Source organism: Roseateles chitinivorans (assembly GCF_050632145.1).
In the GTDB taxonomy this organism is placed as follows: Bacteria; Pseudomonadota; Gammaproteobacteria; order Burkholderiales; family Burkholderiaceae_C; genus Roseateles; species Roseateles chitinivorans_B.
The window spans coordinates 5,542,702-5,568,181 of the sequence record NZ_CP192577.1 but is presented as its reverse complement, the minus strand read 5'-3'; the positions used below and the strand labels follow the sequence as shown (position 1 = coordinate 5,568,181).

The 25,480-nt window shown below is 68.6% G+C and carries 20 protein-coding genes and 2 pseudogenes; 12 read left to right on the top strand and 10 right to left on the bottom strand.

The window, feature by feature from the left end; all coding sequences use genetic code 11:
* The first annotated feature begins 17 nt into the window (after positions 1-17).
* From ACQ86G_RS25640 to ACQ86G_RS25625, 4 genes are all read left to right on the top strand, one after another.
* Complete coding sequence (locus ACQ86G_RS25640) at positions 18-590, top strand: GNAT family N-acetyltransferase (protein ID WP_431257923.1); 573 nt, start codon at positions 18-20, stop codon at positions 588-590.
* Positions 587-1,315, top strand: coding sequence for a lytic transglycosylase domain-containing protein (locus ACQ86G_RS25635; RefSeq protein WP_431257922.1), 729 nt, complete (start codon positions 587-589; stop codon positions 1,313-1,315). Before ACQ86G_RS25640 ends, ACQ86G_RS25635 begins: the two co-directional genes overlap by 4 nt.
* Positions 1,316-1,405: 90 nt before the next feature.
* Positions 1,406-3,769: a DNA topoisomerase IV subunit A gene (parC, locus tag ACQ86G_RS25630; RefSeq protein WP_431257921.1), complete on the top strand. Its 2,364-nt coding sequence runs from the start codon at positions 1,406-1,408 to the stop codon at positions 3,767-3,769.
* Between the two features lie 210 nt (positions 3,770-3,979).
* The gene (locus ACQ86G_RS25625) at positions 3,980-4,483 is read left to right on the top strand and encodes an FxDxF family PEP-CTERM protein (protein WP_431257920.1); all 504 of its coding nucleotides are present in this window, start codon (positions 3,980-3,982) and stop codon (positions 4,481-4,483) included.
* Between the two features lie 115 nt (positions 4,484-4,598).
* On the opposite strand, the gene ACQ86G_RS25620 is transcribed toward ACQ86G_RS25625, so the two are convergent.
* The 5 genes from ACQ86G_RS25620 to ACQ86G_RS25600 all read right to left on the bottom strand — a co-directional run bounded on the left by ACQ86G_RS25620 (position 4,599) and on the right by ACQ86G_RS25600 (position 9,250).
* On the bottom strand, positions 4,599-4,910 hold the full coding sequence (locus ACQ86G_RS25620; RefSeq protein WP_431257919.1) for a DUF3325 domain-containing protein: 312 nt from the start codon (positions 4,908-4,910) through the stop codon (positions 4,599-4,601).
* Positions 4,903-6,588, bottom strand: a complete 1,686-nt coding sequence (locus ACQ86G_RS25615; protein WP_431257918.1) for a PepSY-associated TM helix domain-containing protein — start codon at positions 6,586-6,588, stop codon at positions 4,903-4,905. The genes ACQ86G_RS25620 and ACQ86G_RS25615 overlap by 8 nt, the downstream gene beginning before the upstream one ends.
* Positions 6,589-6,604: 16 nt before the next feature.
* Positions 6,605-6,886, bottom strand: a complete 282-nt coding sequence (locus ACQ86G_RS25610) for an iron uptake protein (RefSeq protein ID WP_431257917.1) — start codon at positions 6,884-6,886, stop codon at positions 6,605-6,607.
* A gap of 218 nt (positions 6,887-7,104) precedes the next feature.
* Entirely contained in the window at positions 7,105-8,145 is a 1,041-nt protein-coding gene (locus tag ACQ86G_RS25605) for a quinone-dependent dihydroorotate dehydrogenase (RefSeq protein ID WP_431257916.1), read from the bottom strand.
* Positions 8,146-8,299: 154 nt separating this feature from the next.
* A complete protein-coding gene (locus tag ACQ86G_RS25600) occupies positions 8,300-9,250 on the bottom strand; it encodes a LysR family transcriptional regulator (RefSeq protein WP_431257915.1) in 951 nt (316 codons plus the stop codon).
* 115 nt (positions 9,251-9,365) lie between these two features.
* Here ACQ86G_RS25600 and ACQ86G_RS25595 point away from each other — a divergent pair, with 115 nt between their 5' ends.
* The 4 genes and pseudogenes from ACQ86G_RS25595 (at position 9,366) to rpiA (ending at position 12,764) form a co-directional block, all read left to right on the top strand.
* Positions 9,366-10,292, top strand: coding sequence for a DMT family transporter (locus ACQ86G_RS25595; protein ID WP_431257914.1), 927 nt, complete (start codon positions 9,366-9,368; stop codon positions 10,290-10,292).
* 52 nt (positions 10,293-10,344) lie between these two features.
* Positions 10,345-11,478, top strand: coding sequence for a 3-deoxy-7-phosphoheptulonate synthase (locus ACQ86G_RS25590; RefSeq protein WP_431257913.1), 1,134 nt, complete (start codon positions 10,345-10,347; stop codon positions 11,476-11,478).
* 92 nt (positions 11,479-11,570) lie between these two features.
* Complete coding sequence (locus ACQ86G_RS25585; RefSeq protein ID WP_431257912.1) at positions 11,571-11,999, top strand: hypothetical protein; 429 nt, start codon at positions 11,571-11,573, stop codon at positions 11,997-11,999.
* Between the two features lie 106 nt (positions 12,000-12,105).
* Positions 12,106-12,764: pseudogene (gene rpiA, locus ACQ86G_RS25580) on the top strand (ribose-5-phosphate isomerase RpiA).
* 66 nt (positions 12,765-12,830) lie between these two features.
* Here the strand turns inward: rpiA and ACQ86G_RS25575 are convergent.
* Positions 12,831-14,381: a methyl-accepting chemotaxis protein gene (locus ACQ86G_RS25575; protein ID WP_431257911.1), complete on the bottom strand. Its 1,551-nt coding sequence runs from the start codon at positions 14,379-14,381 to the stop codon at positions 12,831-12,833.
* 196 nt (positions 14,382-14,577) lie between these two features.
* Here ACQ86G_RS25575 and ACQ86G_RS25570 point away from each other — a divergent pair, with 196 nt between their 5' ends.
* A complete protein-coding gene (locus ACQ86G_RS25570) occupies positions 14,578-14,949 on the top strand; it encodes a putative quinol monooxygenase (protein WP_431257910.1) in 372 nt (123 codons plus the stop codon).
* A 21-nt stretch (positions 14,950-14,970) separates the two neighbouring features.
* Here ACQ86G_RS25570 and mnmC read toward each other — a convergent pair whose 3' ends face one another.
* Both mnmC and ACQ86G_RS25560 read right to left on the bottom strand, forming a co-directional pair.
* Positions 14,971-16,908, bottom strand: a complete 1,938-nt coding sequence (mnmC, locus tag ACQ86G_RS25565) for an FAD-dependent 5-carboxymethylaminomethyl-2-thiouridine(34) oxidoreductase MnmC (RefSeq protein ID WP_431257909.1) — start codon at positions 16,906-16,908, stop codon at positions 14,971-14,973.
* A 131-nt stretch (positions 16,909-17,039) separates the two neighbouring features.
* The gene (locus tag ACQ86G_RS25560; protein ID WP_431257908.1) at positions 17,040-18,614 is read right to left on the bottom strand and encodes a DEAD/DEAH box helicase; all 1,575 of its coding nucleotides are present in this window, start codon (positions 18,612-18,614) and stop codon (positions 17,040-17,042) included.
* Between the two features lie 446 nt (positions 18,615-19,060).
* On the opposite strand from ACQ86G_RS25560, the gene ACQ86G_RS25555 reads away from it, so the two are divergent.
* Positions 19,061-19,768, top strand: coding sequence for a winged helix-turn-helix domain-containing protein (locus ACQ86G_RS25555; protein ID WP_431257907.1), 708 nt, complete (start codon positions 19,061-19,063; stop codon positions 19,766-19,768).
* A gap of 109 nt (positions 19,769-19,877) precedes the next feature.
* Here the strand turns inward: ACQ86G_RS25555 and ACQ86G_RS25550 are convergent.
* Positions 19,878-20,990 (bottom strand): annotated as a pseudogene (locus tag ACQ86G_RS25550) (IS481 family transposase).
* A gap of 107 nt (positions 20,991-21,097) precedes the next feature.
* Complete coding sequence (locus ACQ86G_RS25545; RefSeq protein WP_431257906.1) at positions 21,098-22,735, bottom strand: ABC transporter substrate-binding protein; 1,638 nt, start codon at positions 22,733-22,735, stop codon at positions 21,098-21,100.
* 222 nt (positions 22,736-22,957) lie between these two features.
* Here ACQ86G_RS25545 and ettA point away from each other — a divergent pair, with 222 nt between their 5' ends.
* Together ettA and ACQ86G_RS25535 are read left to right on the top strand one after the other, a co-directional pair.
* Positions 22,958-24,622 (top strand): energy-dependent translational throttle protein EttA, encoded by a 1,665-nt coding sequence (ettA, locus tag ACQ86G_RS25540; RefSeq protein ID WP_088407498.1) that lies wholly within the window; start codon positions 22,958-22,960, stop codon positions 24,620-24,622.
* A gap of 198 nt (positions 24,623-24,820) precedes the next feature.
* On the top strand, positions 24,821-25,408 hold the full coding sequence (locus ACQ86G_RS25535; protein ID WP_431257905.1) for a Spy/CpxP family protein refolding chaperone: 588 nt from the start codon (positions 24,821-24,823) through the stop codon (positions 25,406-25,408).
* Positions 25,409-25,480 lie beyond the last annotated feature (72 nt).

The following is a 25,480-nucleotide window of genomic DNA, read 5'->3' as shown; positions in this document are numbered from 1 at the left end:
CAACCCCGGACCACGCCATGCTCGACCACCGCGTCACGCTCCGACCCACGATGCTGTCCGACCTGGACTTCGTCGTGGGCGTGGAGCAGGACGCGGGCAACCGGCCCTTCATCACGCCGTGGGAGCGCACGCAGCACGAGGGCGCCGTCCGCTTCCCGGATGCGCGGCATTTCATCGTGGAACTGGACGCCGAGCGCGCCGGCTTCGTGATCCTGCAGGGCTGCCGCAATCCCAACCGTTCGGTGGAGCTCAAGCGCATCGTGCTCGGCCCGAAGGGGCAGGGCGTCGGTCGCCTGTGCGTGCGGCTGCTCAAGAAGATGGCGTTCACGCAGCTGGGGGCGCACCGCTTCTGGCTGGACGTGAAGGGTCGCAACACGCGGGCGCAATCGCTGTACCGCAGCGAGGGCTACGTCGAGGAAGGCCGGTTGCGCGAATGCGTGCGCGCCGAAGGGATGACCGAGGCCGATGGCGGTCAGGGCGGCAAGGACGCGGAGCGCGGCGACAGCACGGGCTTCGACGACCTGATCGTGATGTCGCTGCTCAAGCGCGAGTACGAGGCGCGCGCCGCGCAAGGTCTGGAGGCAGCATGAGCCACGGACGCCCCACCTCCGGCGGACGCCGGCTGCGCAAGCGGCTGGCGCTGAGCATCGCGGTCGCCTTCGCCGCGAAGCTGTCGCCGGCGCATGCGGAGCTGTGGGGCTACGTGGACGCCGACGGCATCGCGCACTTCGCGCCGGTGCAGGTGGACAGCCGGTTCCAGCCGGTGATGTCGCCGCTGAGCGGCATCCGGCGCGTGCCGGGCAAGACCGACCACGGCCAGCGCATGCTGACCTGGCTGGACATCGCGCCCGAGGTCAAGGCCGTGCAGCCGTATCTGCGCGAGGCGGCGGCCGCGACCGGCATCGACGCGGAGCTGCTGAAGGCGATCATCGCGGTCGAGTCCGGCTTCAAGCCCGATGCGGTCTCGCCGCGTGGCGCGACCGGCCTGATGCAGATCACCGCGGCGACGGCCCAGCGCTACGCGACGCCGGACGAGCTGCGGCGCGTCGGGTATCTCCAGGACCCGCGCACCAACGTGCTGATCGGCGCGCGGATGCTGGCGGACCTGACGCGGCGCTTCGGACGCTTGGACGCGGCGCTGGCGGCCTGGAACGCGGGCGAGGGCGCGGTGCGTCGCGCGGGTGGCCACATGCCTGACATCGACGAGACGCAGGCCCACGTCCACCTGGTGATGGAGCTTTACTGGGCGCTGCTGCAGCGCAGCCTCGGCAGCCGGGCCCGGCAGCTGACGATGGTTGCGGCGCCGCTCGAATGAGCGGTCGAGGCAGGCGGCGAGCTGCCAGGACCCAGATTCAACAGATTCCCGAAAAGATTCGAACGACCGGCGCAGGCCGGCATGAGAGAGATGACCCAAGAGACTTTTGATTTCGAGAACCCGAACGGCTCTGGCGGCCCCGGCGGGCAGGCGCCTTCGGGCGACGCGCTGACGCTGGCGCAGTACGCGCAGCAGGCCTACCTGGAGTACGCGCTGTCGGTGGTGAAGGGCCGCGCGCTGCCGTCGTACAGCGACGGACAGAAGCCCGTGCAGCGGCGCATCCTGTTCACGATGGAGCGGCTGGGCCTGGGCTTCACCGGCACGACGGGCGCCAAGGCGGTCAAGAGCGCGCGCGTGGTCGGCGAGGTGCTCGGCAAGTACCACCCGCACGGCGACCAGGCCGCGTACGACGCGATGGTGCGCATGGCGCAGGACTTCAGCCAGCGTTACCCGCTGGTCGACGGCCAGGGCAACTTCGGCAGCCGCGACGGCGACAACGCCGCCGCGATGCGGTACACGGAAGCGCGACTGTCGGCCTACTCGCGCCTGCTGCTCGATGAACTCGACCAGGGCACGGTCGACTTCCAGCCCAACTACGACGGCTCCGAGAGCGAGCCGCGCGAGCTGCCGGCCCGGCTGCCCTTCGTGCTGCTGAACGGCGCCTCCGGCATCGCGGTCGGCATGGCCACCGAGATCCCCAGCCACAACCTGCGTGAAGTCGCAGAAGCGGCGGTGCTGCTGCTCAAGCGCCCCGACGCGAGCGACGACGAGCTCTTCGGCGCGATCAAGGGGCCGGACTATCCGGGCGGCGGCCAGCTGATCAGTTCGGCGGACGAGATCCGCGCGGCCTACAGCACCGGTCGCGGCAGCCTGAAGGTGCGCGCGCGCTGGAAGATCGAGGACCTGGCCCGCGGCCAGTGGCAGCTGGTCGTGACCGAACTGCCGCAGGGGGTCAGCACGGCCAAGGTGCTCGAGGAGATCGAGGAACTGACCAACCCCAAGGTCAAGACCGGCAAGAAGACGCTGACGCCGGAGCAGCTGCAGCTCAAGGGCGCGATCCTGGCGGTGCTGGACAAGGCCCGCGACGAGTCCAACAAGGACGCGCCGGTGCGCCTGGTCTTCGAGCCCAAGAGCCGCACGGTCGACCAGCAGGACTTCATCAACACGCTGCTCGCGCAGACCAGCCTGGAGACGACGGCCCCGCTGAACATGACCATGGTCGGCGACGACGGCCGGCCGACGCAGAAGACGCTGCGCAAGATCCTGACCGAGTGGATCGGCTTCCGCCTGAACACGGTGACGCGGCGCACGCAGCATCGCCTGGACAAGGTCCGCGACCGCATCCACATCCTGGAAGGCCGGCACGAGATCCTGCTGCACATCGACGAGGTCATCGCGCTCATCCGGAATTCGGATGAACCGAAGCCCGCGCTGATCGAGCGCTTCAAGCTGAGCGAGCGCCAGGCCGAGGACATCCTGGAAATCCGCCTGCGCCAGCTGGCGCGGCTGGAGTTCATCAAGATCGAGCAGGAGCTGAAGACCCTGCGCGAGGAGGCCGGCAAGCTCGAGGAGATCCTGTCCAACCCGTCGGTGCTGCGTCGCACGGTGGTCAAGGAGATCGAGGCGGACGCCAAGCAATACGGCGACGAGCGCCGCACCGAGATCAAGGAAGACAAGCGCGCGGTGGCCGAGGTGCGCATCGTCGACGAACCGGTGACGGTGGTCGTCAGCTTGAAGGGCTGGGTGCGCGCGCTCAAGGGTCATGAGGTGGATCCGGCGGCGCTGGCGTTCAAGTCCGGCGATTCGCTGTACGGTGTGTTCCCGTGCCGCAGCGTCGATCCGCTGGTGGTGCTGGGCACCAACGGCCGGGCCTACTCGGTGCCGGTCTCGGCGCTGCCGGGCGGGCGCGGCGACGGCCAGCCGATCACCACGCTGATCGAGCTGGAGTCGGGCACCCAGATCGCGCACTACTACGCCGCCGCGGCGACGCAGAAGCTGCTGCTGGCCGGTACCGGCGGCTTCGGCCTGGTGGCCGAGGTCGGCGACCTGGTCGGCCGCCAGAAGGCGGGCAAGAGCTTCCTGAGCCTGGAAGGCGAGGAACGTCCGCTGCCGCCGTCCGTGGTGCCGGCCGCCGCAGCCAAGGGAGAGGCGGCCGCTGTCCAGGTCGCCTGCCTGACGATGACCGGTCGCCTGCTGACCTTCGCGATCGAGGAACTCAAGCACCAGCCCAAGGGCGGGCGCGGCCTGACGCTGATCGACCTGGACGCGAAGGACGCGCTGGTCAGCATCGCGGCCTTCACCCACCTGCTGATGGTCAGCGGCACGGTCCGTGGCGGCAAGGCGAAGGAGGAGCCGCTGCGCAACGCCGCGCTCGCGGCTTACGCCGGCAAGCGCGCGAAGAAGGGCAAGCCCTGCGACGTGATGACCAAGCCCATGCGCGTCACGGCGGGCTGATCGCGAACGGTCCGGACTGTTCGATCGTCGGCGTGCCCGGAGCGGGCACGCAGGGGACAAGGCAAGGGACAAAACCGGCCTCTTGTCCCCTGCGGGCGTGACGTGCCGGTGACGCACTGCAACAAAAGTCGCCAGTTTGTCCAGGACACGAACTCATGCTGCAGTGCAAACTCCGTCACGAAATCAACTCGACTGACGGGATCGGCAGCCATGAAATTGAAGTCTCTCGTGCTGGCGCTGGGCGCCGCGCTGATCGCTGGTGCCGCAGGCGCCGCGACCCTGGATGCGGTGGCGGTGACGACCACCTCGACGCCGGCAGGCAACAGCTTTTCCGACATCGTGCTCGGATCCTTCACCCTGACGCAGGCGTCGGACGTGACCGGCTCGGTGCTGGCCGCGACCACCGTGGGCTTCGGCAACGGCCAGACCTTGCCCCTGCAGTCGGTGAGCTTCAGCTTCGCCGGCCTGAACGGCCTGACCGACCTGGACGCGAGCGCCTCCGGCTTCCATTACGCCAACCTGGCTGCGGGCACGTATCAACTGCTCGCCAGCGGCGTGCTGAGCGGCCCCGGCTTCGGCGGCATCGCAGTGCTGTCGACGACGCTCAATGTCACGGCCGCAGCCGCCGCCGTGCCCGAACCCGCGACCTACGCGCTGATGCTGGCCGGCATCGCCGCCGTCGGTTTCGTGGCGCGCCGTCGCCGCCGCGACTGATCGGGGACCTGGCCGCGCGAAGCGGCCGCCTCCTGCACGGCCGCTCATGCGGCCGTTTCCATTTCAGCCGCTTTTGAGTCGCTTGTGAGCCGTTCTTGAGCCGCTTGTGAGCCGCTCAGCGCGGCCACAACCCCTTCAGCCATCGCGGGCGCCACGACAGCGTGGCCGCGATGACCGACGCGGCGCCCGCGAGCAGCATCAGCCAGACCAGCGCGGCCATCGACGGGTGATCCGCCTTCAGGCACAGGCCGAGCGACAGCGCCAGTGCCAGCACGCCTGCCGCGCGGAGATTCCGGGCGGTGGCCGCCTTCGGCGCCTCTTCGCCGTGGACCTGCTCCCAGTGGGTGTCCATGGCCAACGCCAGCCAGCCGAAGCCGAGGACGGCGTTCACGGCGGCGGCGCTCAGCAGCACCACGGGCTCAGCCATGACGGACTCCCGCGGGCTTGAGGGCGGACGGCGACGCGCGCTCCGCCGACGCTGATCGCCTGGCCCGCTGAGCGAGCTTCCCGGCAGCGAAGAGCGCGACGGCGGCCGACGCGATCAGGCTCAGGTCCACGCCCGCCACCGGCCAGTAGCCGTTCGACAGGGTCTTTCCGAGGTGATCGCCTGTCGTGACCGCGTTCGCGACCACCGCCGCGACCGCGCCCGCGGCGATCACCCAGCACTGCTCGCGCCAGGCCGGATTCATCCTCGCCCGTGCGACCGCGCCGCCGCGCACGAAGGCATGCACCATCGTCAGCGCCCAGATGCTCCAGAAGACGTTGCGCTCCCACTCGCCCTTGTCGGCGAGCGACTCCGGCAGCAGCCGGTTGGCAATCAGCATCGCCATCGTCGCGACCAGCATGCCGGTGACCGTCGTCACCGCCAGCGCGTCGACGACGCGGCTGCCTTGTCCGCCCGCCTTGGCGTGCTGCTGCTTGCGCTTCTCGACGAAGAACAGGAAACCCGTCGCGATGCAGACGCAGCCCAGCAGACCGCCCAGCACGTAGAGCCAGCGCAGCAGCCAGTGCCGGAAGTGCTGCAGGTGCAGCCCGGTGAGGAACTCGGTGACGCTGTCGACGGCGGTGCGCGGCGGATCCTCGCGCAGCAGCTCGCCGGTGCTCGCCTTGAAGTGGATGCCTTCACCGGTCAGCGCGACGCGGTCGGTGCCGGCGCGATACACGCTCACATAGGCGTTGGCGTCGCCGACATGCTGCAGGTTGACGAAGCCCACGTCGCCGGCCATGCCCTTGGCCGCCCAGCGACGCTGCGCCTCGGCCACCATCGCGTCCACGGAGGCCAGCGGCGCGGCGACGCCGGCGCGCTCGTGCGGCAGGCCGGTCTGCTGCGCCTCGACGCGTTCGGACAGCTCGTGCAGGTCATGCAACTGCGTGTGTGCGACCGGGAAGTAGATGCCGGCGAAGATCACCAGCCCCGTGAACGCGAAGAAGAAGTGGAAGGGCAGTGCCACGACGCCGGTCAGGTTGTGCAGGTCCAGCGCGCTGCGCTGCACGGTCTTGTTGCGGCGGAAGGTGAAGAACTCGCGGAAGATCTTGCGGTGCATCACCACGCCGCTGACCAGCGCCGCCAGCATCATCAGCGCCGAGAAGCCCACGATCCAGTAGCCCAGGTCCTTCCAGGTGAAGTGCAGGCTGTAGTGCAGCGGATAGAAGAACTCGCTGCCGATGCGCAACTGCCCTTGGGGAAGCACCGCGCCGTTGCGCGGATCGAGCGCATGGACCGCGAAGACGGTCTCGTCGGGGTCCTTCGCGTGGGGCACCTTGTAGCCCGCGAACACCGACACCACCGGATCGCGGTGCGTCGTGTACGCGCCCCAGCTGCTGACGACGTCGAAGCGCTCCGGCAGCGGTCCGTTGACGCGACCTTCGAGCAGTGCGACGGCCTCCTTGGCCGGCTGCATCTTCTCGAAGGCGGGCTTCAGGATCTGGTCGAAGGAGGGCATCGGCTGCGGCTCGAAGCGCGAGGACGGGATCGCCCAGCGGTCGATCTCGCGGTCGAACACCGACAGCGCGCCGAAGAAGAACACCACCATCAGCACGAAGCCCAGCACCAGGCCGAACCAGGTGTGCAGCCAGGCCATCGAGAGCCGGAAGTTCTGGAACATGTCTGCCTCCTTCCCGTCAGGCGAGCAGCGCGCGCTGGATCAGCGCGGCCGCTCCGGACATGACGCCGCCGCCGATCAGCAGCACCGCCCAGCACAGGCCGACGCGGCGTGCCGCGAAGGTCCACAGGAACACCACCAGGAAGAGCAGCACGCCCAGGATCGCGCTCAGGTGCTCGGCGTCGTGGAAGGACATGCCGAGCGCATACAGCCCGCTGTGCGCGATCGCGATGAAGCCCCAGCAGAACGCGTAGCCGCCGAGGATCGCCGCGCCGATGCGTGACAGGAGCTGGAGCGGCATTGGCCGGCTCGTCCCCCGGGTGGGACTGGTAGCGGTATCAATCATGGGCGGGACAGCATCTGACGAATGTGAATGCGAGGCATTATCGTCTTGCCAACCGCCGGCCCGGGTGCGGATCGTCCCCGCATCAACAGGTCTTTGCTGTGGACGCCAACGAAAAAAGCGCTCACGAAGGAGCGCTTTGGAGGGGCGGAGCCGCCGGGGCGCCGGAAGGGCGCTCAGAGCCGCGCCATCGCCTTCGCGCACTCCGGCACCAGCGCGGGACCCTTGTAGATCAGGCCGGTGTACAGCTGGACCAGGTCTGCCCCGGCCTGCAGCTTGGCGCGTGCGTCCTCGCCGCTGAGCACGCCCCCGACGCCGATGATGGGGTAGCCGTTGCCCAGCGCCGCACGCAGCAGGCGGATCACGCGGTTGCTGGCCTCGAAGACCGGCGCGCCGGACAGCCCGCCGGCTTCGTTCGCATGGGGCAGACCTTGCACGGCCTCGCGCGCGATCGTCGTGTTCGTCGCGATGACGCCGTCGATGCCGTGGCGCTTCAGGCTCGCGGCGATGACGGCGACCTGCTCCTCGTCGAGGTCGGGCGCGATCTTCACGAACAGCGGGACCTGCCGTCCGCTCGCGTCCTGCAGCGCCAGGCGGCGCGCCTGCAGCGGACCGAGCAGGGCATCCAGCGCCTCGTCGCTCTGCAGCTGGCGCAGGTTCTTGGTGTTCGGGCTGGAGATGTTGACGGTGATGTAGTCGGCGTGCGGGAACACGCCTTCCAGGCCGATCAGGTAGTCGTCGACGGCGCGCTCGATCGGCGTCGCGGCGTTCTTGCCGATGTTCAGGCCGAGCAGCCCGCCGTGGTGACGGAAGCTGTGCGAGCGCTTCACGTTCGCGATGAACGCGTCCAGCCCTTCGTTGTTGAAGCCCAGGCGGTTGATCAGGGCCTGTTTCGCGGGCAGGCGGAACATGCGCGGCTTGTCGTTGCCGGGCTGCGCCTTGGGCGTGACGGTGCCGACCTCGATGAAGCCGAAGCCCATCGCGCCGAGGCCGTCGATGCAGCGGCCGTTCTTGTCGAGGCCGGCGGCCAGGCCGATGCGGTTGGGGAAGCGCAGGCCGGCGATGGTCACCGGATCGGACACCCGCGTCTGCGCCCAGGCGCACTGGGCGGGGGTGTTCTGCAGACGGGCGATGCTGCCCAGGGTCAGTTCGTGCGCGTGTTCGGGATCCAGACCGAACAGGAAGGGACGGGCGAAGCCGTAGGGGATGAGAGCCATGATGGGGGCGGATTGTCTCATCGCGCCCGGAGCCGCCCGCGCCGTGCCTACTCCTGGCGTGCGAACGGTGATGGGGGACTCTCCGTGGCCCGAACGGGCCGGGGCCCGGAGGAGTGCCGCGGGAGATCCGCAGGAAAGCCCGCCAATGCGGGTGTCAGGCGGGTTCCGGGCGGTCCCAGGGTGGGATGTCGCCGAACCGTTCGACACAGAAATCGATCAGCGCCCGGACCTTCGGGCTGGGGAAGCGGCTCGGCAGGTAGACGGCGTAGAGCACGTTGGCTTCGGCCGGTCCGCCCAGGGGCGTCCAGTCCGGGAGCAGGGCGGTCAGACGACCCTCGCGCAGGTCGCGTCCGATCGCGTAGGTCGGCAGCACGGCCAGCCCCATGCCCGCCAGCGCCGCCACGCGCAGCGACTCGCTGCTGTTGGCCGTGAGCCCGCTCTCGAAGCGCAGCGCGCCGGAGATCTCGACCTCGGCCTCGCCGTCCACAGGATGGCGGAAGCGCCAGCGCTCCGGCGCGTGCAGGTAGCCGAAGCGCAGGCAGCGGTGGCCGGCGAGATCCGCGACCGCCGTCGGCGTGCCCTGCCTCGCGAGGTAGTCCGGCGAGGCGCACAGCACGAAGCGGATGTCGGCCAGCTTGCGCGCGACGAGCCCGGGACTCGGACGTCCCGTCAGCCGCATCACGACGTCGAAGCCTTCCTCGGCCAGGTCGACGTAGCGGTCATTGAGCCCGAGCACGACCTGCAGCTGCGGATGCCGCGCGCAGAACTCCGCCATCAGTCCGGTGAACTGCAGGTTGCCGAACGCGGTGGAGGTGCTCAGCCTCAGCACGCCGCGCGGCTGCTCGCGCTGGCCGGCGAGCTCCGCATCGAGCGCCTGCGCCTCTTCGATCAGGCGCTGGGCGCGCTCGTACACGCTGCGGCCTTCCGCAGTGGGGCTGATGCTGCGCGTGGTCCGGTGCAGCAGCCGCGTGCCGAGCTGCTGCTCCAGCCGCGCGACCTGCTTGCTGACGGCGGACTTGGTCGCGCCCAGCAGCTTGGCCGCGCCGGAGAAGCTGCGCGCGTCCACGACGCGGGCGAAGGCTTGCAGGTCTTCCAGGCGTCCCATGACGATCCTCTGATTGTTCTCGATATGGAAACTCTAAAACGAATCGACAGTGGATTGTGTCCAAGGCGTTCAATTTCTAGAGTTGATCCCATCGCTGTTCACCTGGGAGTCCGCGATGACGACCTCGATCCTGCTCACTGCCACCCCTGGCCCCGCGCGGCCAGACCGTCTCGGCGCCCTCGTCGCGCTGAGCCTGCCGGCGCTCTTCATCCTGCTGTGGAGCACCGGCTACGTCGCCGGCAAGCTGGCGCTGCCGCATGCGGGGCCGTTCACGCTGCTGGCGCTGCGTTTCGGGCTCGCGGCGGTGGTGTTGCTCGCCGTGTCGGTGGCGACGCGCGCGCCGTGGCCGAAGACCGCACGGGCCTGGATCCACCTCGGCGTCGTCGGGCTGCTGATGCAGGTGCTGCACTTCTCCGGCGTCTACTGCGCGATCGCCTGGGGCCTGCCGACCGGCGTGGCCGCGCTGCTGATCGGGATGATGCCGCTGGCCACCGCGATGGGCGCCCACCTCTGGCTGGCCGAGCGCATGAGCGTCGCGCAGTGGCTGGGCATGCTCGGCGGCGCGGCCGGCGTGGCGCTGGTGATCGTCGACCGGCCCTTGGGCGGCGGCGCGTGGATGGCCTACGGCGCGGGGCTGCTCGGCCTGACCGGCCTGGTCGCCGGCACGCTGTACCAGAAGCGCTTCTGCGCCGGCATGGACCTGCGCACCGGCAGCGGCATCCAGGTGACGGTGTCCGCGCTCGCGGTGCTGGCGCTGGCGCTCTGGCGCGAGCCGGGCGCGCCGGACTGGAGCCTGGAACTGATCGGCTCGACGCTCTGGCTGGGCCTGGTGAATTCGATCGGCGCGTTCAGCCTGATGTTCGTCATGATCCGGCGTGGTCAGGCCGGCGCGGTCGCCAAGCTCTTCTACCTGATCCCCGGCGTGTCGGCGCTGATGGGCATGGGACTGCTCGGCGAGCACTTCGGCGCGCTGGCGCTGACGGGCTTCGTCCTGTCGGCTACCTCGGTGGGACTCGCCTCGATGTCCCGGTCGGGCGGATAATCGGCGGTTCAATTTTGCGTTTCGACGCCCGCGAGGGCGCACCGCCGCCGCCATGAAGCACCTCGACCACCCGCAGCACGATCGCGAGATCGGTTCCGCCGATTCCACCCGCGACGACACCCGCACCGACGACACCCGCATCGACGCGGTCCGCCCGCTGATCTCGCCGGCGCTGCTGCTCGACGAGCTGCCGCTGCCGGAAGCCTCGCTCAAGGTCGTCGAGGCCGCGCGCCGCGAGATCAGCGACGTGCTGCACGGCCGCGACGACCGGCTGCTGTGCATCGTCGGGCCGTGCTCCATCCACGACCACGGCCAGGCGATGGACTACGCGCGGCTGTTGAAGGACCTGCGCGGCGAGCTTCAGCAGGACCTGCTGATCGTGATGCGCGTGTACTTCGAGAAGCCGCGCACGACGGTGGGCTGGAAGGGCTACATCAACGACCCGCACCTGGACGGCAGCTTCCACATGAACGAAGGCCTGCGGCTGGCCCGCAAGCTGCTGCTGGACGTGACGGCGCTGGGCCTGCCGGCGGGCACCGAGTTCCTGGACCTGCTGTCGCCGCAGTACATCTCCGACCTGATCGCCTGGGGCGCCATCGGCGCGCGCACGACCGAGAGCCAGAGCCACCGCCAGCTGGCGTCCGGCCTGTCCTGCCCGGTGGGCTTCAAGAACGGCACGGACGGCTCGGTGAAGATCGCCGCCGACGCGGTGCTGGCGGCGCGCGCGAGCCACGCCTTCATGGGCATGACGAAGATGGGCCTGGCCGCGATCTTCGAGACCCGCGGCAACGACGACTGCCACCTGATCCTGCGCGGCGGCAAGGCGCCGAACTACGACGCGGCCTCGGTGCAGGCGGCGGCCGAGGTGCTGAAGGCGGCGGGGCTGCGCGAGCAGCTGATGATCGACTTCTCGCATGCCAATTCGTCGAAGAAGTACGAGCGCCAGATCGACGTGGGCCACGACGTCGGCGCGCAGATCGCCGGCGGCGACGAGCGCATCACCGGCGTGATGGTCGAGTCGCACCTGCAGCCGGGTCGTCAGGACCTGCTGACCGGACAGACCAAGGCCGACCTGCTGCCGGGCGTGTCGATCACCGACGCCTGCCTGGGCTGGAGCCAGACCGAGCCGCTGATGCGCGCGCTGGCCGCCGCGGTGCGCCAACGGCGCGAGCGTCGCGCGGCCTGAGCGGACGGCCTGTCCTTCCGGAATCGCACACGAAGTCAGGCGGATGAGCGACCGTCCCATCGGCCCACCCCGGCGCGCGGCGGAGTGAACGCATGTGGACCACCATGACGACGCTGGTCGCCCATCCGTGGGCCTACCCGGCGTTCTCGGTGGTGCACCTGATCGGGCTCGGCGCGCTGTTCGGCGGGTTGCTGGTCTTCGAACTGAGGACGTTGGGCGCGCGACGCGAGCTCGATCCGACATCGCTGGCGCGCCTGGCGATTCCCACGGCGCTGGCCGGCTTCGCGTTGTGCGCGGTGTCGGGCGCGGCGATGTTCGCGATCCAGCCGCAGGAGCTGTGGGTGAATCCGGCGATGCGGATCAAGGTCGCGCTGATCGCGCTGGCGGGCCTGAACGCGGCGTGGTTCCACTGGCGCGGCGGCGTCCGCGCACAGGACCGGCTCGGGCGCTGGCAATGCCTGCTCTCATTGGCGATATGGGTCGTTGTCATCATCTGCGGACGCTGGATCGCGTTCGTCTGACGCTTGATCGCCACGCGGGAACTCGCAGGGCAGCGGAGATAATCCGCCTCGGCCTTTCCGCCTTTCCTCTCCCGCCATCAACGACGAGCCGTCGCTCGCTCCTCCCATGACCCAAGACGAATTGAAGACCCTGGTCGGCCAGGCCGCATTGCAGTACGTGACGCCGGACACCGTGGTGGGCGTGGGCACCGGATCGACGGTGGACAAGTTCATCGACGCACTGGCGGCGAGCGCCATCCGCATCTCGGGCGCGGTGTCGAGTTCGGTGCGCAGCACGGAGCGGATGAAGGCGCTGGGCATCCCGGTGCTGGACGCGTCGGAGGTCGAGTCGCTGCAGGTCTACATCGACGGCGCCGACGAGATCGATCGTCAGGGGCACATGGTCAAGGGGGCGGCGCCGCGCTGACGCGCGAGAAGATCGTCGCCGACCTGGCCAAGACCTTCGTCTGCATCGCCGACGAGAGCAAGCTGGTCGACGTGCTGGGCGGCTTCCCGCTGCCGGTCGAGGTGATCCCGATGGCGGCTGCGCAGATCGCGCGCCGCTTCCGGGCGATGGGCGTGGAGCCGGTGCTGCGCAAGGACTGCGTGACCGACAACAGCTGCCAGATCCTCGACGTGAAAGGCCTGAAGATCACCGATCCCGCGGCGTTCGAGGCCGAGGTCACGCAATGGCCGGGCGTGGTCACCGTCGGTGTCTTCGCCCGCAACAAGGCGGGGGTGTGCCTGCTCGGCACGGCGCAGGGCGTGAAGACGATGACCTTCTGAACGTCGCCCACCGGAACGACAACGAGGCCCCGCGGGGCCTCGTTGTCCATCCTGCTTCAGGAACGTTCAGCGCAGCCGGAACACCGAGATCGCGCTGGCCAGCCGTTGCGACTGTTCCTTCAGGCTCTCGGCCGCGGCGGCCGATTCCTCGACCAGCGCTGCGTTCTGCTGCGTCATCTGGTCGAGCTGGCCGATGGCCGCGTTGACCTGGTTGATGCCGTCGCTCTGCTCGCGCGAAGCGGCGCTGATCTCGCCGATGATGTCGGCCACACGCTGCACGCTGGCCACGATCTCGGTCATCGCGCCGCCGGCATCCTCCACCAGCCGCGACCCCGACTCGACGCGCTCGACGCTGGCGCCGATCAGCGTCTTGATCTCCTTGGCTGCCTCGGCGCTGCGTTGCGCCAGCGAGCGGACCTCGCTGGCGACCACCGCGAAGCCGCGGCCCTGTTCGCCGGCGCGCGCCGCTTCGACCGCCGCGTTCAGCGCCAGGATGTTGGTCTGGAACGCAATGCCATCGATGGTGCCGATGATGTCGGCAATGCGGCGCGAGCTGTTGCTGATGTCGCCCATCGTGCTCACCACCTGGCCCATCACCGCGCCACCGCGCTGCGCCGTCTCGGCCGCCGAACTCGACAGCTGGTTGGCCGTCATCGCCGAGTCCGCCGTCTGACGCACGGTGCCCGTCAGCTGCGTCATCGACGCGGCGACTTCCTGCAGGTTGGAGGCTGTCTGCTCGGTGCGGGCGCTCAGGTCGTGGTTGCCGGTGGCGATCTCCGCGCTGGCGGTGCCGATGTTCTCGGCCGAGCCGCGCACGTCGCCGATCAGCTTCAGCAGCTGCGATTGCATCCCGCCCAGCGAGCCGAGCAATTGCCCTGTCTCGTCGCGACCGCCTTGCGGCACGCGTTGCGTCAGGTCGAAATGGGCGATGGCGTCCGCGACCTCGGCGGCACCGCGCAGCGGTCCGGTGATCGAGCGCGTCAGCGAGACCGCGAACCACACGCCCAGACCCAGCGCGACCAGCGAGAAGACCAGCAATGCGGTCCGTGCCCGGCCGTTGGTCGCGTCGACCTGCTTCGCGGCGTCGTCCAGCAGCGAGCGCTTGTGCTGCACGATGCCCTGGATCGCCTCCTGGAACCTGGCTGCGGCGGGTTGGAACTCCCGGTCGAAGATCTCACGCGACTTGTCGGCGTCGCCGGCCTTCTTGGCCGCGGCCACGGCGTCGCGCGTGCTCAGGTACCCCTTGCGGGCCTCGCTGAGCGCTTCGAACATCTTGCGTTCCTCCGGCGTGACCATGTAGCCGTCGAGCTGCTTCTGCAGTTCGCCCGATTGCTTGGTCGACTCGGCGGCGGTCGTGGCGAAGAACTGCGCCAGGCTGGGGTCCGCGCTGACGGCGATCGCGCTGGTGCGGTTCACGCCGTTGGTGATGTTGCGGTACCAGTCGGAGGCGACGCGCTCGGCGGCCAGGTCCTGGTTGAGCATCACGTCGGTCTCGGCCGCCACGCGGCCCAGGGCCAGGTAGCTCAGGCCCGAGCCCACGAAGGCGATCAGCAGCACCAGGCCCAGCACCACGCCGAGCCGCTGGCCGATCGATCGGCCCGCCACCAGATGAATCATGACTATGTCTCCCGAGATGTTGGATCCGGCAGGACCCGTTTGGAATCGTATGCCTGCGCCCATGCGGGCGCGCAGCGACCTTGATGCCGCCTTCGCACCATATCGACGCGTACGTGATCAAACTTAAATGGTTCGACGAAGGTGGCCGGACAATGCGCCATCCGTCACGACCTGCCGGCCCTCGCCGGTGTCCGCCATGTCCGACACGCCTCCCTCGACCGCCCCGACGTCCGCTGGCGGCAGCTTCCTGCAGGTGATCGCGCATTACCACGTCAAGCCGGGCCTGGGCGACCAGGTCGGCGCACTGCTGGTCGAGCTGACCGAGGCCACGCGTCGCGAGGCCAAGAACCTGGCCTACGCGTTCTACCGATCGCCTCAGGATCCGGACCGCTACGTGATCCTCGAGCAGTACACCGACGCGAGCGGCCTGGACGAGCACCGTGCCTCCGAGCATTTCCAGCGTCTGGGCTTCGGCACCATCCTCCCGATGCTGGTGTCGCGCGAGGTGACGAGCTATGTCGTTCGCAGCGGCGCGGACGGCAAACCGGCCGAGGCCGTAAAGACCTGACCCTCGACACGGCGGTCCTGCCTACTCCGGAGCGCGTCGCTCCCTGGCGGCGAAGCGGGCGGGATCGACGGCGTCGGCGAGGCTCGTCTCCACGGGCCACGGGGCGCCCGTGAGCTGCGCGGCGACGAGTTCGGCGCACAACGTCGCCCAGGTGATCCCGCGCGAGGCGAGGGCGCCCATCACCATCAGACCCGGTTGACGAGGCCAGAAGCGCGCCTGTTCGGCGCGCCGCTCCGGCACCCCGGCCGGCAGCGCGCCCACGATCGGCAGCCGATCCGGCACCAGACTGCGCCAGCCGACGCGGCCAACGAGCGGTAGGGTGTCGGGCATCGTGGCCGACGACAGCAATGCCCGCACCCGATCGAGGTTCTGGGCATGGTCCGAGGCACGGAGTGCCGGATCCATGTCGCCACCATCGGTGCTCGCGCCGAAGCACAGCGCGCCGTCAGGGAGGCTGAGCGCGTAGCCCAACCCCGCCACGGGCAGCGCCAGCGTCGGAGGTGCCAGGTCTTGCGGCATGACGCTCAACTGCCCGCGCTGTGCCACCCAGGGCCACCGCGCGCCGGCTGCCCAGGGGGACGCGAGCGGGTCGCTCCCGATGCCACCGCACAGCACGACGGCATCAGCGGTGGCGATGATGTCGCCGGCGGCATTGAGCGCCGACCAGCGCCCTTCCGCCTCATCGCGACGCAGGCGGTCGACGGGCGTGTTCAGGCGCAGCTGGAAGCCGTCGGACCGCGCCGCGTCTTCGAGCCACGCTGTCACGAGTGCCGGCGGCGAGACCGCGCCTCCACCCGGGAAGAACCACGCGGGTTGGCTCACAGCGAGACCCGCTTTCGCGCTCGCCGACTCGACGCTCAGGGCCTGGACATAGTCGGCAGGCAGTCCGCTGCGCGCCAGCAGCGACTGCATCGATGCCAGGGCCTGAGGGTCCCGTTCGACGCGCAGCAATCCCCATTGCAACCAGGGCAGGGCAGGCTCGACACGGCGCAGTTCGCGCTCGGTCGCCAGCGCTGCGGCCCGGCTGAATCGGGCGTGCGGCCCGTCCTCGGCGTGCAGCGTGCCGTGGAACAGGCCGCCCGGATTGCCGGAGGCCTGGGGCGCGGTCGTCGCGCCCCCTTCGAGCACCGTGACCCGCAAGCCTTCGCGTGTCAGCACGCGGGCACAGGACGCGCCGGCCAGGCCGGCGCCGATGATCAGCACGTCCTGGGTGTCCGGCGCGATGGCCGTCCGGCCCGGTGGCACCGGCGGCCGGTGGCGGGGTGTGAAACGTGCGACCGTGTTCTGCCACTTGCCGCCGATGCCCGGCCGCTTCTCGACCTCGAAGCCTGCCGCCGTCAGGCCGTCGCGCACGCTGCGGGCGACGCTCCAGGTCGCGGCCGTGGCCCCCGGCGCGGCCAGGCGGCCGACCTGCCTGAGGACGGCCTCGTCCCACAGGTCGGGGTTCTTCGCCGGTGCGAAGCCGTCGAGGAAGAAGGCATCCACGGAAGCCACCAGCTCGGGCAACCACGCGTGTGCGTCACCGAACGCCAGCATCAACCGGACGCGGCCGTCCTCGAAGTCCAGCGTGTGCAGGTTGGGCGTGAGCGCCGGCCAGGCGTCGAGCAGTTGCCGAGCCAGCGCCGGTTCCGGCGTGGCCGCATGCGCGCGCTCAAGATCAGGGCGGGTCAGTGGATGCTTCTCGATGCTGAGGAAGACCAGCCGCCCGCAGCGCGCCGGATCGTCGCGCCAGGCGGCCCAGGTGGCGAGGAAGTTGTTGCCCAGTCCGAAGCCGGTCTCGAGCACGACGAAGCGCCTCTGGCCGGCCCACCGCTCCGGCAGGCCATTGCCGCCGAGGAACACCTGCCGCGCCTGCACGAACGCCCCGGACGGGGCGTGGTACGCGTCGCCGAAATCAGGCGCGCTCGGAATGGCGCCGGAGAAATCGACGCGGGCCGGAACGATAGGCGCGGTCTTCATGGGATCAGGGAGTGGCGGGGAGTATGCCCAATGTGATCTTGCCCGGCGCCAGACATAGGGTTGGCGGAAACGGTGGGCGGAAACGACAACGGCGCCTGCGAAGGCGCCGTTGCATCACGGAGAGTCCGGGATCAGGAGTTCGACTTCGGACGCGTCAGCGCCGCGCCTGCCGGACGGTTGCCCTGGCTGCCGTGACGGCTGCCCTGGCCCTGGCCTTGACCCTGGCCTTGGCGCTGACCGCCTTGGCCCTGCGCCTGGCGTTGGCCTTGACCCTGGCCGCCCTGGCCCTGGCCCTGGCGCTGACCGCCTTGACCTTGCGATTGACCGCCAGATCTCTGGCCACCGCCTTGGGCACCCTGCGCCGGACGACCCTGGCCTTGACCCTGACCGCCGCCCTGCGGACGGCCGCCTTGGCCTTGCGAACGGCCACCGCCGCCACCGCCGCCACCACCGCGACGGCCACCGCCACCGCCACCCGCCGGACGCGGCGAGCCCGAGGACTTGCCCAGCCCGCCGTTCAGCACCATGCGGCCCAGCACGATCGGCTCGGCCTTGGCGTTCGGGTCCGGCTCGAAGCCCGGCACGACCTCGCGCGGGATCTCGCGCTTGATCAGCTTCTGGATCTCGCGCAGGAAACCTTCCTCGTCCACGCACACCAGCGACAGCGCTTCGCCTTGCGCGCCGGCGCGGCCGGTCCGGCCGATGCGGTGCACGTAGTCCTCGGCGACGTTCGGCAGCTCGTAGTTGATGACGTGCGGGAGCTGGTCGATGTCGATGCCGCGCGCGGCGATGTCGGTCGCGACCAGCACCTTCAGGTCGCCGCTCTTGAACTCGGACAGCGCCTTCGTGCGGGCGCCCTGGCTCTTGTTGCCGTGGATCGCCATCGCGGTGATGCCCGACTTGTCCAGGTACTCGGCCAGGCGGTTCGCGCCATGCTTCATCCGCGTGAACACCAGCACCTGATGCCAGTCGTGCTTCGTGATCAGATGGGCCAGCAGTTCCTTCTTCTTGTCGCGGTCGACCGGGTGGATGCGCTGTGCGATCGTGTCGGCCGTGGCGTTACGGCGCGCGACCTCGATCAGGCCCGGGTTGTCCAGCAGGCGGTCGGCCAGCGCCTTGATCTCGTCGCTGAAGGTCGCCGAGAACAGCAGGCTCTGCTTCTTGGCCGGCAGCAGCGCGAGCACCTTCTTGATGTCGTGGATGAAGCCCATGTCGAGCATGCGGTCGGCTTCGTCCAGCACCAGGATCTCGACCTTGGACAGGTCCAGCGTGCCTTGCTGCGCGTGGTCCAGCAGGCGGCCCGGCGTCGCCACCAGGATGTCCACGCCCTTGCGCAGCTGGCTGATCTGCGGATTCATGCCGACGCCGCCGAACATCACCATGCTGGTCAGCGGCAGGTACTTGCCATAGGTGCGCACGCTTTCCTCGACCTGCGCCGCGAGTTCGCGGGTCGGGGTCAGCACGAGCGCGCGGATCGCGGGGCGGCCCTTGGCGTCACGCACGGGCTTGCCGGCGGACAGGCGCTCCAGCAGGGGAAGGGTGAAGCCGGCGGTCTTGCCGGTGCCGGTCTGGGCGCCGGCCAGCAGGTCGCCGCCGGTGAGCACGGCGGGGATCGCCTGGCTCTGGATGGGGGTGGGGGTCGAGTAGCCGGCATCGGCGATCGCGCGGAGCAGGGGCTGGGAGAGCCCCAATGCGTCAAAACTCATAAGCTGCTTTGTTGGTGCCCGAACGGGCTTTGTGTGCAGCACGCCGACCCGGTGAGGGCCTGGCGCCAGTCTTCGGCTGCCGTGGGAGAGCGTGAGCTCAAAGATAAAGCCGCGGCAAGACTGAGCCGCGGCGATGGGGCCATTGTAGCTGACGGGGTCTGTGACCCTTGTGAGCGATTGGTTCAGTGCATCGGGAGGACGATGAACGGACCCCCATGCTGGTCCAGGGCGAACGACGGCGCTGAAAAGGCGGATTGCGGGGCATCCGGACAGCTTTCAGCAAGCTGGGTGACAGCCATCGCTCAGGCAATCGTGTCGGTCCCCGCAGCCGTGTTTCAGTGCGGTAAACCGCAGGTAAAAAGGACGGTGAGGCCCGTGCTGATCGGCATTCAAAGGGGATTGCAGCGGCATAGTCTTGCGCCAATGTGTCCACTTGTCCCATCGTCATGAGCGCCCTGTTTCCCGATCCTGCCGCCGGCACCCATCTGCTGCTGCTGGACCCCGACCCGCATGCGCGCCTGCGATTCGCCGGGCTGATGCGGGCCTGGGGCTTCCGCGTCACCGACAGCGCCGAGGCGGCGTTGCTGGACCGCGTGCCGCTGCTGCCGGTGGACCTCGCCCTGATCGATCCGAGCGACGCCCGCGAGGCAGGGTGGGGCGCGCTGACGCGGCTCAGGCAGCGGTCGCGCATGCCGGTGATCGTGCTGCTGCAGCACGACAGCACGCTCGAACGCGTGCTGGCGCTGGAACGCGGGGCGGATGCGGTGCTCGCCAAGGACGGGGAACCGCGGGAGCTGCAGGCGCGCATCAAGGCACTGCTGCGGCCACGTGAGGGGGATGCGGCCGAGGTGCTGATGTTCGGCCGCTTCAAGCTGGAGCCGATGACGCGCCGGCTGTCGGGGCCGGGCGGGTTCTGTGTGGTGCTCTCGCAGAGCGAATACAAGCTGCTGCGCGCCTTCCTCGAGCGGCCGCACAGCGTGCTGCAGCGGCAGGAGCTGCTGCACCTGGCGCGCGGCGATGGCGTCACGGCGTTGGAGCGGTCGGTGGACCTGATGGTCTCGCGACTGCGGCAGAAGCTGCACGACGATCCCAGTTCGCCATTGATCCGCACGGTACGGGGGATCGGCTACCTGTTCGATCCGCCGCTGCGTTGAGGTCCTTCGGCGGCCGCTGGCCCTCACCCCCACCCTCTCCCGCAAGCTGTATGGACCGAGGACATGGGTGACAGGTGTGCCAGGACATGGGTAACAGGTCTGGTCCAGGTTAGTCAGCCTGGCACAGCTCAATCATGCGTACCTTTTGGTGGCAGAAGAAGACATCGAAGCTGCCATCGAGATCCAAGTGAGGTCGTAGGGCCACAGGTTGGCCGATGAGACCTCTGCCAACGCGGTAGGTATTGCCCTTGAACTGGATCCGTCCACCGTATCCGACCCGGCGCACGATGACGCCATCGCCGTATTCGACGGGCTCCAGTGAGCTTGGCATTGAGCGCGGGCTAGCCACGTAGCGGCTGGCTGGCGTGCCCATGCCCAGTGCGCAATGAGGCCGTTTGGAGTTGTAGAGATGGCGCCACTGGCTGAAGTGGCGCTGGGCATCGCTCAGGTCCTTGAAGTGCCGACTGGCTAGTAGCTCGGCCTTCAGCGTGCGATGGAATCGTTCGTCTTTGCCGTTGGTCTGCGGATGCATCGGTCGGCTGTGGCTCAAGCGCACGCCCAGCCGAATCAGCCACACCTCCAACTCGGTGAGCGCGCCGCGCGTCGGCGAACCCCAGGGCGGGCCGTTGTCGGCGTTGATGCGCTCAGGCAGCCCATAGCGCTCGAAGGCGCGCTGCAGCACGGGCTGCACGGACTCGAGCCGCTCATTGCCCAGCGCTTGCAGGACGATGTTGAAGCGTGAGTGATCGTCCAGCACGGTCAGCGGGTGACAGCGCTGAGCGTCGGTGGCGAAGTGGCCCTTGAAGTCCATTTGCCACAGCGCATTGGGCGTCTCGTGCTCGAAGCGCTGCCATGCCGTTGCGGCCTGGCTTGCTGCCGGGTCGATCAGGCCGTTGCGGCGCAGCACCCAGTTGGCCGTGCTGGCCGCTATGTGCACGCCATGATCGCGCCCCAGCACATGCGCGATCTTGCGAGCACCCCAAGCCGGACATTCGGCCCGCACTGCAAGCACATGAGCTTACAGCTGTTCGGGTGTACGGGTCGGTGAGGTTCGTGGTCGCCGAGATCGATCCTCAAGATCGACTCGGCTGAGCCACTTGTAGCCCGTCTTACGGCTGATGCCGCTGCGTCGACATAGCTCGCTGATATTGGCGCCAGGCTGTCGGGCCAGCCGAACGAATTCCTCTCTTTGATCCTTCACGGTGACTTGGCTCCAGGGCAACTTCGTCCTCCCGCTGACTAGGCGGGAAAAGTGTCACCCATGTCCTGGCACACCTGTTACCCATGTCCTCGGTCCATACAGCAAGCGGGAGAGGGAGTTCAACCGGCTTACTTCGGGGTGACTGACGCCCAGCGCAGTTCGAACCAGTTGTCGGGGCGGTGGATCACCGTCACGTTGGCGCGGGTCGCCCACGGGATCATCTGGCGGTGCAGCGGGATCAGGTGCGTCTGCGCGCGGAACTCGCGCAGCGCGGCCTTGATCAGCTCCTCGCGCTTCTTCGGGTCGGCTTCCTCGCTGGACGCGGCGGCGAGCTGATCGAACTTGTCGTCGCGCCAGTTGCCGAAGTTGTACTGGCCGACCGACTTCTCGCCGCGGTTGCGCATCAGCGGCGTCATCGCGACTTCCGCATCGGTGATGCTGCCGCCCCAGCCGTACAGGTAGAGGCTGGTGTCGAGCTTCTCCAGCTTGGGGAACATCAGCACGCGCGGCTGCGCGTTGACGCTGACCTTCACCTTGAGCTGCGCCCACATCGAGGCCAGCGCCAGGCAGATGCGCTCGTCGTTGATGTAGCGGTTGTTGGTGCAGTCCAGCGTCACCTCGAAGCCGTTGGCGTAGCCGGCGTCGGCCATCAGCTTGCGCGCCGCGGCCAGGTCGAAGGGCAGGCGCGTCTCCAGCTGCGGATCGTTGAAAGCGCCCAGCTTCGAGGGCGTCAGCCCGCCGGTGGGCAGGCTCAGGCCGTTCATCAGCTTGGTGCGCATCGTGTTGATGTCGATCGCCTGGTACAGCGCCTGCCGCACGCGCAGGTCCTTGAACGGGTTCTTGTCGCCGGGCACCTTGCCGTACAGCAGCTTGTCGCGCGCCTGGTCCATGCCGATGAAGACGATGCGGTTCTCCGGGCCTTCCTGGACCTTGACCTGCGGCGTCTGCTTCAGCTTCGGGATGTCGCGCGGCGAGGGGTCGAGCACGAAGTCGATCTCGCCCGAGACCAGCGCCGCCAGCCGCGTGGCGTCGTTGGCGATCGGCGTGTAGACGGCGTCCTGCACGTTGCCGTCGAACTTGCCCCACCACGCCGGGTTGCGCTTGAAGGTGGTGCGGATGCCGGGTTCGCGCGCCACCATCGTGTACGGCCCGGTGCCGTTCGAGTGCGTGGCGGCGTAGGTTTCCTGCTTGTCCTTGAAGTTCTGCGGCTTGACGACGTTGTGCTGCTCGCACCACTTGCGGCTCATGATGAACAGCGTGTCCAGGTGCTGCAGGAAGATCGGATTGACCTTGTCGAGCTGGAACTCGACCGTGTAGTCGTCGATCTTCTTCGGCGTGCCGACCGCCTGCGCGTAGACGCTGATCTGCGAATACGGATCCTTCGCCCGGTTGATCGAGAACACCACGTCGTCCGCCGTGAACGGCGTGCCGTCCTGGAACTTCACGCCCTGGCGCAGCTTCAGCCGCCACAGCGTCGGCTTGGGCTGCGTCCATTCCGTGGCAAGACCCGGCACCAGGTTGAGGTTGCGGTCGCGCGAGACCAGTCGCTCGTAGACCTGGCCGTTCATCGCATTGGTGACGATCTCGTTCTGCGAATGCGGGTCGGCCGTCTGCATGTCGCCCTGGCTGGCCCAGCGCAGCGTCTGCGCGTGCGCCTGCGTTTGCACGCTGCCCGCGAGGAGGGCCATCGTGAGCGGGAGTGCGGCCAGCGCGGCCACTGTGCGCGAACGAACCGAGACGGCGCGCGAGATGGAACGGAACAGCATGGTGGTCATCTCTGAGGAAACCGGCCGAGGAAACCGGAAGCGGCGGGAAGGGCCGTCGAGTTTATGGGCACCGGCGGAAGCTGCGACAATGCACGACTATTGCCCGGGCGCCCCGCCGCCCATGCAGGCTCCGGCCCCGCTGCCGCACCCGTCGCTGCCAACGCCGCGACAGGCGCCCCGAGGCCCCCAGGTCAACCCACGAAACGCTGAAGAACCATCGCCATGGCTCAATACGTCTTTTCGATGAACCGCGTCAACAAGACGGTTCCTCCGAAGCGCCACATCCTCAAGAACGTCTCGCTGTCCTTCTTCCCCGGCGCCAAGATCGGCGTGCTGGGCCTGAACGGCTCGGGCAAGTCCACGCTGCTGAAGATCATGGCCGGCGTCGACAAGGAGATCGAGGGCGAGGCCATCCCGATGCCCGGCATCAAGATCGGCTACCTGGAGCAGGAGCCGCAGCTGAACCCGGACCAGACCGTGCGTGAAGCGGTCGAGGAAGGCATCGGCGGCGTGCTGGCCGCCAAGAAGCGCCTGGACGAGGTCTACGCCGCCTATGCGGAAGACGGCGCCGACTTCGACGCGCTGGCCGCCGAGCAGGGCGAGCTGGAGGCGATCATCGCCGCCGCCGGTTCCGAGAACACCGACCTGCAGCTGGAACTGGCCGCCGACGCGCTGAACCTGCCGCCGTGGGACGCCAACATCGGCGTGCTGTCCGGCGGCGAGAAGCGCCGCGTCGCGCTGTGCCGCCTGCTGCTGTCCAAGCCCGACATGCTGCTGCTGGACGAACCAACCAACCACTTGGACGCCGAATCGGTCGAGTGGCTGGAGCAGTTCCTGCAGCGTTTCCCCGGCACCGTGGTGGCCATCACCCATGATCGCTACTTCCTGGACAACGCCGCCGAGTGGATCCTGGAACTTGACCGCGGCCACGGCATCCCCTGGAAGGGCAACTACTCCGACTGGCTGGACCAGAAGGAACGCCGCCTGGAGCAGGAGCAGAAGACCGAGGACGCCCGCGCCAAGGCGATGAAGGAAGAACTGAAGTGGGTGCGCTCGAACGCGAAGGGCCGCCAGGCCAAGAGCAAGGCGCGTCTGGCCCGCTTCGAGGAACTGAGCGACGTCGACTACCAGAAGCGCAACGAGACCAACGAGATCTTCATCCCCGTGGCCGAGCGCCTGGGCAATGAGGTCATCGAGTTCGAGGGCGTGACCAAGTCCTTCGGCGACCGCGTGCTGATCGACAACCTGTCGTTCAAGGTCCCGGCCGGCGCCATCGTCGGCATCATCGGCCCGAACGGCGCCGGCAAGTCGACGCTGTTCCGCATGATCCAGGGCGTCGAGACGCCGGACAGCGGCACGGTGAAGATCGGCAAGACGGCCAAGCTGGCCTTCGTCGACCAGAGCCGCCAGAGCCTGGACGCCAACAAGACCGTGTGGGAAGACGTCTCCGGCGGTCTGGACAACATCATCGTCGGCAAGTTCGTGATGCCGTCGCGCGCCTACATCGGCCGCTTCAACTTCAAGGGCAACGACCAGCAGAAGATGGTCGGTCAGCTGTCCGGCGGTGAACGCGGCCGTCTGCACCTGGCCAAGACCCTGGCCCAGGGCGGCAACGTGCTGATGCTCGACGAACCGTCGAACGACCTGGACGTCGAAACCCTGCGCGCGCTGGAAGAGGCGCTGCTGGAATTCGCCGGCTCGGCGATGGTGATCTCCCACGATCGCTGGTTCCTGGACCGCATCTGCACGCACATCCTGGCTTGCGAAGGCGATTCGCAGTGGTTCTTCTTCGACGGCAACTTCCACGAGTACGAAGCCGACAAGAAGAAGCGCCTCGGTGAAGAAGGTGCGCGTCCCAAGCGCGTCCGCTTCAAGCCGATCACTTAATTTCCACGGCTCCCAGCCGTCAGGCCTGCCCTCTGGGGCAGGTCTTGCCAGGCGCCCGCGATGTCTCGATTTCAAGAGGCGCCGCGGGCGTTTTTCATTGGGGTCGATTCATTTCACGAATCTTTACGGGACGCCCACGGCCAATTGACGCGCGGCGCCGACCATTTCCTCACCCCAGAACGATTTGGAGATTCCGAGATGGTCAAGAGCTTCTCCCGCCCCCTGAAGATGCTGGCCCTGGCCGCGACGATGAGCGTGGCCGCCCTGGCCGCGCAAGCCCAACCGGCGCCCGGCGACGTGCCGCCGCCGCCGCCGCACGGCATGCACCGCGGCGGTCCGGACTTCGGCGGCCCCGGCTTCGGCCCCATGGGCGCCATGCACGGCAAGCTGCTGAAGGACGCCGGCGTCACCGACGCGCAGCAGGCGCAGATCAAGCAGATCTTCGAAGCCGCGCACAAGGACCTGAAGTCGCAGCGCGACACCAAGCGCCAACTGCACGAACGCATGCAGGCGCTGTTCACGGCGCCCACCGTCGACGCCAACGCCGTCGAGCAGGTGCGCCAGCAGATGCACGCCGCGCATGACGTCGAATCCAAGCGCATCACGCTGGCGATGATCGACGCGTCGCGGGTCCTGTCGCCCGAGCAGCGCGCCAAGATCGCCCAGCTGAAGGACCAGCAGCGCGAGAAGATGAAGGAGCGCATGAAGGACCGCGCCGAGCGCGCCAAGGAACGCCGCGGGGCCAACGAGGCCAACCCGGTCCCGAAGCCTTTCACTGACCGCTGAACGTACGAGGCCGGCTATGCTTCAGTCTTTCGATGAGTCCGCGGCGCGCGGCCTGGCCGATCCGGCCCGGTC